General features: G+C 65.3%; 6 protein-coding genes. 4 read left to right on the top strand and 2 right to left on the bottom strand.

The genetic code is table 11. From position 1 onward, the window contains the following. From CAPSK01_RS02200 to CAPSK01_RS02185, 4 genes are all read left to right on the top strand, one after another. Nucleotides 1–910 (top strand): HAMP domain-containing sensor histidine kinase (locus tag CAPSK01_RS02200; protein WP_273702914.1); only part of this gene is annotated, 910 nt, incomplete at its 5' end. A gap of 103 nt (nt 911–1,013) precedes the next feature. After that, the gene (locus CAPSK01_RS02195) at nt 1,014–1,985 is read left to right on the top strand and encodes a DUF533 domain-containing protein (protein ID WP_034921834.1); all 972 of its coding nucleotides are present in this window, start codon (nt 1,014–1,016) and stop codon (nt 1,983–1,985) included. Between the two features lie 77 nt (nt 1,986–2,062). Next, nucleotides 2,063–3,619, top strand: coding sequence for a YdiU family protein (locus CAPSK01_RS02190; protein ID WP_034921831.1), 1,557 nt, complete (start codon nt 2,063–2,065; stop codon nt 3,617–3,619). A 16-nt stretch (nt 3,620–3,635) separates the two neighbouring features. Continuing rightward, nucleotides 3,636–6,527, top strand: a complete 2,892-nt coding sequence (locus tag CAPSK01_RS02185) for a VIT domain-containing protein (protein ID WP_034921828.1) — start codon at nt 3,636–3,638, stop codon at nt 6,525–6,527. 8 nt (nt 6,528–6,535) lie between these two features. On the opposite strand, the gene CAPSK01_RS02180 is transcribed toward CAPSK01_RS02185, so the two are convergent. Further along, complete coding sequence (locus tag CAPSK01_RS02180) at nt 6,536–6,841, bottom strand: hypothetical protein (RefSeq protein WP_273702913.1); 306 nt, start codon at nt 6,839–6,841, stop codon at nt 6,536–6,538. Between the two features lie 145 nt (nt 6,842–6,986). Further along, a partial coding sequence (gene purM / locus CAPSK01_RS02175) for a phosphoribosylformylglycinamidine cyclo-ligase (RefSeq protein WP_034921822.1) occupies nt 6,987–7,861 on the bottom strand: 875 nt, incomplete at its 5' end.

Genomic DNA, 7,861 nt, shown 5'->3' with positions numbered 1-7,861 from the left:
GCTGCTGCCGCCGCCACGCTTCGAGCCGCAGGCGCTGCCCTCCGATCTGTGGTGGTTTCTGGCGCTGACGCTGGCCGCCGTGCTGTTGATCGCCGGCCTCTTCGTGCACGGCATCGTCGGACCGCTGGCCCGCCTCGGCGATGCCGTCGCGGCAACCGGCGATGGCGCGGCACGTACGGCAACGCCGGAAGGTCCGCGCGAGGTGCGGCGTCTGGCCGAGCGTCACAACACCATGCTTGGCCAGTTGGCATCAGCAGCGGCCGAGCGCCGCGAGATGCTCGCCGGCCTGACGCACGATCTGCGTGCACCGCTGACACGCTTGCGCCTGCGCCTGGCGCTGCTCGCCGGCGATCAGCAGGAAAGCGGTGATTGCGCCGGCCTGGTGCGCGACGTCGACGACATGGAACGGATCGTCGGCCAATGCCTGGCTTTCCTGCGCAGCGAAACCACCGAGAGGGTGGCGCCGGCGCCGCTTGTCATCGCAACGCTGCTGCACGAGGCGGTCGCGCGCCAGCGCGAACTCGGCCGCGCCGTCGAATTGACGGTCAGCGCCGCTGCGGCGCCATGCCGGGTGGCGATGACCACCGGCAATCTGCAGCGGCTGCTCGACAACCTGATCGACAACGCCCTGCAACATGGTGCGCCACCGGTCGAAGTGCAGTTGGCACAGGTCAGTGCAGGCGTCGCAGCGCTGCGCGTGCGTGACCACGGACCGGGAATTGCCGATGCGGATCGCGGCCGCGCCCTCGAACCGTTCGCCCAGCTCGAACCGGCGCGCGCCACCGACGGCAGTTGCGGACTCGGTCTGGCGATCGTGCGGCGTATCGTCACTGGCTGTGGGGGCGAGTTACTGTTGGCCGACGCGCCCGGCGGCGGCCTGGAAGTTCTGGTTCGCCTGCCGACTTGCTGAACAGGCGTGCATTCCGGCATCGGCAGTACATGCACCTTGATCGCGGTGCGGAACTTCCGGATACTCTCCCGGCCAAACGACCTCTTTACCGGAGATTCTTCACATGAACGAGCAGGAACAGCAAGCCATTCTCACCCTCTGCCTGATGGCCGCCTTTGCCGATGGCCACAAGAACGAATCCGAGCGCGCCGAACTCAAGCGCATTGCCGACGCCCTGGCTGGCGAGGGGTCGATCAACCTCGCCGCGCTCTATCAGGACGTGCTGCTCAAGCGCGTCTCGATGGCATCGACAGTGGCCGCGCTGACGACCCCGGACGCGCGGCAGCTCGCTTTCGAAATGGCGGTCTGCGTCTGTGACGCCGATGGCGTGCAAAGCCCTGCCGAACAGGCTTTTCTCGCCGACCTGCGCAGCGCGCTCGCGATCGACCTGCAGCAGTCGACAGCCTACAGCCGGCAGGCGGAAGCCATCGCGGCACTGCCGCTCGGCGCAGGCGGCAGCACGCAGCTTCCGCCGCCGGCACCCGCTTCTCTTCCTGCGGTCGAGCATGCGTCGACACTGAGCGAGGCGGAAATGGACAAGATCATTCTCAATGCGGCGATCCTCAATGGCGCACTCGAACTGCTGCCGGAATCGCTGTCGACGATGGCGATCATCCCGCTGCAGATGAAACTGGTCTATCGCATCGGCAAATCCCATGGTTTCGAACTCGATCGCGGCCATATCAAGGATTTTCTTGCCACCCTCGGGGTCGGGCTGACCTCGCAGTATCTCGAACAGGCCGGCCGCAAACTGCTCGGCGGTCTGCTCGGCAAGGTTGGCGGCGGCCTGTTCGGCGGCCTCGGCAAACAGGCCGTGAGTTCGGGAATGAGTTTCGCCAGTACCTATGCGCTCGGGCACGTCGCCAAACGCTACTATGCCGGTGGTCGCAGCTTCTCGGCGCCGATGCTGCGCACCGCTTTCGATGACATGCTCGGCGAGGCCAAAGGACTGCAAAGCCGTTACCTGCCCGAGATGCAGGCCAGGGCACGGACGCTCGATACTGCCCAGATCATCGAACTGGTCAGGCAGGGCTGATTTCCTGATACGTTCACGCGCTCCACACGGCGCAGCGATGCTGCCGGCCCGTTACGCTCTTCTGAAACGCTCTCCCCATGCTCACCTTCGATAATCGTTTTCTGCGCGAACTGCCGGGTGACCCCGAGCGAAGCAATGTGTCGCGGCAGGTCTTCGGCGCCTGCTGGTCGCCGGTCGATCCGACGCCAGTCACCGCGCCGAGACTGCTCGCACATTCGCGCGAGGTGGCGGCGGCGCTCGATCTCGACGAACAGGCGATGGCTGCACCGGAATTGCTCGCCGCGCTGTCCGGCAATGGACGACTGCCCGGCATGGCAACCTATGCCAGTTGCTACGGCGGCCACCAGTTCGGGCAGTGGGCCGGACAACTCGGCGATGGCCGTGCGATCCTGCTCGGCGAAGTGATCAACCATCAAGGGCAGCGCTTTGAACTGCAACTCAAGGGGGCCGGCCCGACGCCCTACTCGCGCCGCGCCGACGGCCGCGCGGTGCTGCGCTCGTCGATTCGCGAGTTCCTGTGCAGCGAAGCGATGCACCACCTCGGCGTGCCGACGACACGCGCATTGAGTCTCGTCGGTACCGGTGAAACGGTCATTCGCGACATGTTCTACGACGGGCATCCGGTCGCCGAGCCGGGCGCGGTGGTCTGTCGGGTCGCGCCCTCGTTCACCCGTTTCGGCCATTTCGAGCTGCTGGCAGCGCGCGGCGATCGTGCTTTGCTACAGCGCCTGGTGGCGTTCACCCTGGCGCGCGACTTCCCCGAACGGGTCGCCGCCGGCACTGCGAACGACCTGGCGGCCTGGTTCAGGGAAATCTGCGAACGTACCGCGCGTCTGATGGTGCACTGGATGCGCGTCGGCTTCGTACATGGGGTCATGAATACCGACAATATGTCGATTCTCGGTCTGACCATCGATTATGGTCCCTACGGCTGGGTCGACAATTTCGACCCCGGCTGGACTCCGAACACCACCGACGCATCGACCCGGCGCTACTGCTTTGCCCGGCAACCCGCGATCGCGCTCTGGAATCTCGAACGACTGGCCGAAGCGCTGGCGATGCTGATCCCCGAACCTAACGAACTGGCCGACGCCCTCGAACATTATGGGGAGGTGTATGCCAACGAATTCCGCGCTGCCTACGCGGCCAAATTGGGCCTCGAACGCTGGCAGGACGACGATGTCGATCTGCTCGAGGACCTTTACGGGCTGATGCATCGGGCGGAAATCGACATGACCGGGTTCTTCCGCAGCCTGGCCAGCCTGGACATCGAGCAGCCGAGCGTCGAGGTCGTGCAGGAATCGTTCTACCGTCCGGATCTCCGGCAGCGCTTTACCGGCGATCTGCTGCAGTGGCTGCAGCGCTACGCTGCCCGCCTGCGACAGGAAGGGCTACCGGCAGATCGACGGGCTGCGCGGATGAACGCCGCCAACCCGCGCTACGTGCTGCGCAACTACCTCGCGCAGCAGGCGATCGACCTCGCCGAACAGGGCGACATGCAACGGGTCGCTGACCTGCTCGAGATCTTGCGCCGGCCCTATGATGAGCAGCCGGGACGGGAAGCGTTCAGTGCCAAGCGGCCCGATTGGGCGAGACACCGGGCGGGGTGTTCGATGCTCTCCTGCAGTTCGTGAAACAAGGAGCCGAATCATGAAAGTCGTGCAAGCGCTTGTCTTGCTGGCACTGTTCTGCGCTGGACAGGTCGCGGGTGCCCAGCAGGCTCTGCTGATCAGCGAGCCGCCGCCGAGAGTGGTCCGTCCCATCCGCCTGCACACGCCGGAAGCGGCACAGCCGGTACGGCTGACCCGCGTCAGCATCGAGGTGGTGGTGGTTGGCCGTCTGGCGAAGAGCACGGTCGAAATGACCTTCCACAATCCCAATGCCCGCCTGCTCGAAGGCGAACTGCAATTTCCCCTGCTCGACGGTCAGGAGGTCAGTGGTTTCGCGCTCGATTTCGACGGCAAGTGGCGACCGGCAGTGCCCGTTGACAAGGCTCGCGGTCAGGAAGTCTTCGAGGAGGTGACCCGGACACGGGTCGACCCGGCCCTGCTGGAAGCCACCCAGGGCAACAACTACAAGTTGCGTATCTACCCGATTCCGGCGCAAGGCGACCGCAAGGTATCGCTGTCGATCAGCGAACATCTGCGGGGAAGACGTGATGGGACGGCACTGCTGCGCCTGCCTTTGGCATTCGGCGAACGGCTGGAGAACTTCGACCTGCGGATTCAGGTGCCCGGACTCAAGGCCGATGCGGCCAGGGTGGTGCGCGGCCTGAGCGGTGCCCGCTGGGAGAACCGCGAAGGCGGCGCGACGCTGGCATGGCATCGCCGCAATGATCAGCCGCAAGGACTGGCTGAAGTGAGCCTCTCGCCACACACCGGCCCGCTGGTGACCGTGGAAGAGTACGGCGGCAAACGGTACTTCTACGCCGAACTGCCGGGGCCTGGGATACCCCCTGCCACACGACCGAAACCAGGGCAGTTGGCCCTGGTCTGGGACGCTTCGGGTTCCGGTGCCCAGCGCGAGCATGGCCGTGAGTTTGCCCTGCTCGATGCCTATTTCAAGGCCCTCGGCAATGGCCAGGTGCGGCTGACACTGGCCCGCGACAGTGCCGAGGACGGCGGCAATTTTGTCATCAGGGGAGGCGACTGGTCGGTTCTGCGCGCGCGTCTGGAACAGGTGATCTATGACGGTGCCACCAACATGGCGGCTTTTCGCCCACCCGCCGGGGCTGACGCCGTGCTGCTCTTCTCCGACGGGCTGGGCAATTTTTCCGCCCAGACCATGCCCGATTTCGACCTGCCGCTGTTTGCCGTCAGCGCTGCAGCGGCGGCCGATGGCGAGCGCTTGCGCCAGGCGGCGACGAGCAGCGGCGGCGCCTTTGTCGATCTGCTCGCGACTTCGCCAGCGGCGGCGGTGACGGCACTGCGCAGCATCGGCCCAGGCCTGACCGCCCTACGTTCCAACGGCGCGAGCGAACTGGTGGCAGCACCGCCCGATCCGGAATCGGGGCGTCTGGCGGTGGCCGGCATCCTGACCGAGCCGACGGCGGTGCTCGATCTGGAATGGCGCAAGCCCGGCGGCGGTATCGAACGTCAGCAAGTCCGGGTCGGCGGCACGAACGCGCTGTCGGCCAGTTTTGCGGCGCAGGCCTGGGCACGCCTGCGGCTGCAGCAGTTGTTGCCGGAGCGGAGCATCCATCGGACGGCCATTGCCCGTCTCGGCAAGTCCTTTGGCCTGGTCACGCCGGGTACCTCGCTGATCGTTCTGGATCGCGTCGAAGACTATGTGCGCCATGAAATCCCGCCCCCCGCCGAGCTGCGTGACGACTACGAGCGGCTTGCGGCAAGCCGTCGGCAACAGGTCGAACGCGACCGCGCCCGTCACATCGAAGACATCGCGCGTCGCTTCAAGGAAAAACAGGCCTGGTGGGAACGCGACTTCCCCAAGGGAGACCGCCCGCCAGTGAGGCAGGCAGACAAAGTCGCAGGAGCCGCAGGAGCCGCGCCCGGCATGATGATGGAACGAAGAAGCCAGCCCGCTGCGGCAGCAGCACCGGTGCCTCCGAGGCCGGAAATGGCAGCAGCCGCCCCGGCGAGCAAGGCGAAGCTTGCCGATGCCGAAGCACCCGTCGCCAGGATCCAGCTCAAGAAATGGCTGCCCGACGCGCCTTATGCCGAACGCCTGCGCAAGACCGAGGCCGACCAGCTTTATCGCGTCTATCTCGACGAGCGACCCGCTTACCTGAACAGTACGGCGTTCTTTCTCGACGTGGCCGACATTTTCTTCGAGCGTGCCCGCCCGGAACTGGCGCTGCGCATCCTCTCCAACCTGGCCGAGATGGATCTCGAAAACCGTCACATCCTGCGCATTCTTGGCTACCGCCTGCTGCAGGCGAAACGCGCCGACCTGGCCGTGCCGGTGCTGCAACGCGTCCTCGATCTGGCGCCCAACGAACCGCAGTCCTGGCGTGACCTTGGACTGGCGCAGGCAGAAACCGGCGACCGGCAGCAGGCCGTGGAGTCGCTCTACCAGGTGGTGACCCGCCCCTGGCACAACCGCTTCCCGGATATCGAACTGATCGCCCTGGCGGAAATGAACGCGCTGATCGCCACCGCGCCCTCGGGAATCGACACCTCGGCGATCGACCCGCGTTTTCTGCGCAATCTGCCGCTCGATTTGCGCGTGCTTCTGGCCTGGGATGCCGACAATACCGACATCGACCTCTGGGTCACCGACCCCAATGGGGAAAAGGCCTACTATGGCAACCGCCTGACCTATCAGGGCGGCGCCATGTCACGCGATTTCACCGGGGGTTACGGACCCGAGGAGTTTTCCCTGAAAAAGGCCAAACCCGGCCGCTACCTCGTGCAGGCGCAGTTCTACGGACACCGCCAGCAAGTGGTCGCGGGCGCGACAACGCTCAGTCTGCGCCTGTATACCGCCTTCGGCAGCGCCGCCCAGAAGGAAGAGTGGCTGACCCTGCGGCTCAAGGGGCAGCGCGAGGTGGTGACGGTGGGGGAATTCGTGGTCGGTCAGTAACGCCGATGTTATTGGGCAGGTTGCCCGGCGTTGCCCCGGTCCAGGTTGTGGATAACGTCGTCCTTGCCCTGATACCTGAAAGGGAAGTCGTCGCCATAGGTCAACACTGCCCCGGCCTGCACCGGCAAGGTCAGCACATCGAGTACGGTGGCAAAGGGCAGCAGAAAAAGGCCGGCCAGTTTCCGATCCTGGGTCTCTGCCGGAACGTTCACGCCCAGGTAGTTGCGGTCCACGGTTTGCGACAGGATGCACCCGGTATTGAGAAGTACGGTGCCGACGACCAAGGTCACGACCCGCATCAGACGGTTAGGCATTTTCTCTCCTTCAGGCGACGACCAGGCCAGGGGATGTGGTCGGCCACCCGGTGAATAATCATTGAAGACACTCGGCGTTGCCGCCGTCGATCAGGGCTAGGGCCTTGATGACTATACCACTATTCATTGCCCATCCACATGCCCCCTACCCGGAAAACACGATCGTCGCCGCTTCCCCTGCCTCCCTGGGTTTGATCGCCCCGATGACCACCGCCGCTTCGCCGGCCGCATGCAGGATCTGCAAGGCCTGCCGCACGTCCTCGCGGGCGACGACGACGACCATGCCGATACCGCAGTTGAAGACGCGGTGCATTTCGCTGTCGGCGACGCCGCCTTCGCGCTGCAGCCAGTCAAAGAGCTTCGGGCGCGGCCACGCCGCCTGGGCAATCTCGGCCTTGACTGCAGGCGGCAGGATGCGCGGCACGTTGCCGGTCAGCCCGCCGCCGGTGATGTGCGCCAGGCCCTTGACCGGCAGCGCCTGCAGCAGCGCCAACACCGCTTGCACGTAGATCCGCGTGGGCGCCAGGATGGCTTCGGCGAACGTCGTTTCGCCGTCGAAGGCCAGCGTCAGGTCCGGCTGCGCGCGACTGATGATCTTCCTCAGCAGCGAATAGCCGTTGGAATGCGCGCCCGATGACGGCAGGCCAAGCAGCACGTCCCCCGGAATGATCGTCGAGCCGTCGATGATCGCCGCTTTCTCGACAACGCCGACGGCAAAACCGGCGAGATCATATTCGCCTGCCGGGTACATGCCCGGCATTTCGGCCGTTTCACCGCCGATCAGCGCGCAGCCGGCAAGCTCGCAGCCTCTGGCGATGCCCTTGACGACGTCGGCAGCGGTCTCGATATCGAGCTTGCCACAGGCGAAATAGTCGAGAAAAAAGAGCGGCTCGGCGCCCTGAACGAGGATGTCGTTGACGCTCATCGCCACCAGATCGATGCCGATGGTGTCGTGCCGCTGCAGTTCGAAGGCGAGCTTGAGCTTGGTACCGACGCCATCGGTGCCGGAGACCAGTACCG

This window comes from Candidatus Accumulibacter vicinus (assembly GCF_000584955.1).
GTDB lineage: Bacteria > Pseudomonadota > Gammaproteobacteria > Burkholderiales > Rhodocyclaceae > Accumulibacter > Accumulibacter vicinus.
Note: the sequence above shows the minus strand (reverse complement) of the source record. Positions and strands in the feature narration are given on the sequence as shown.

What these genes read in the sequence shown, in the direction of transcription:
- CAPSK01_RS02195 (WP_034921834.1), top strand. Translation starts at nt 1,014, where the DNA reads ATGAACGAGCAGGAACAGCAAGCCATTCTCACCCTCTGCCTGATGGCC.
- CAPSK01_RS02190 (WP_034921831.1), top strand. Translation starts at nt 2,063, where the DNA reads ATGCTCACCTTCGATAATCGTTTTCTGCGCGAACTGCCGGGTGACCCC.
- CAPSK01_RS02185 (WP_034921828.1), top strand. Translation starts at nt 3,636, where the DNA reads ATGAAAGTCGTGCAAGCGCTTGTCTTGCTGGCACTGTTCTGCGCTGGA.
- CAPSK01_RS02180 (WP_273702913.1), bottom strand. Translation starts at nt 6,841, where the DNA reads ATGCCTAACCGTCTGATGCGGGTCGTGACCTTGGTCGTCGGCACCGTA.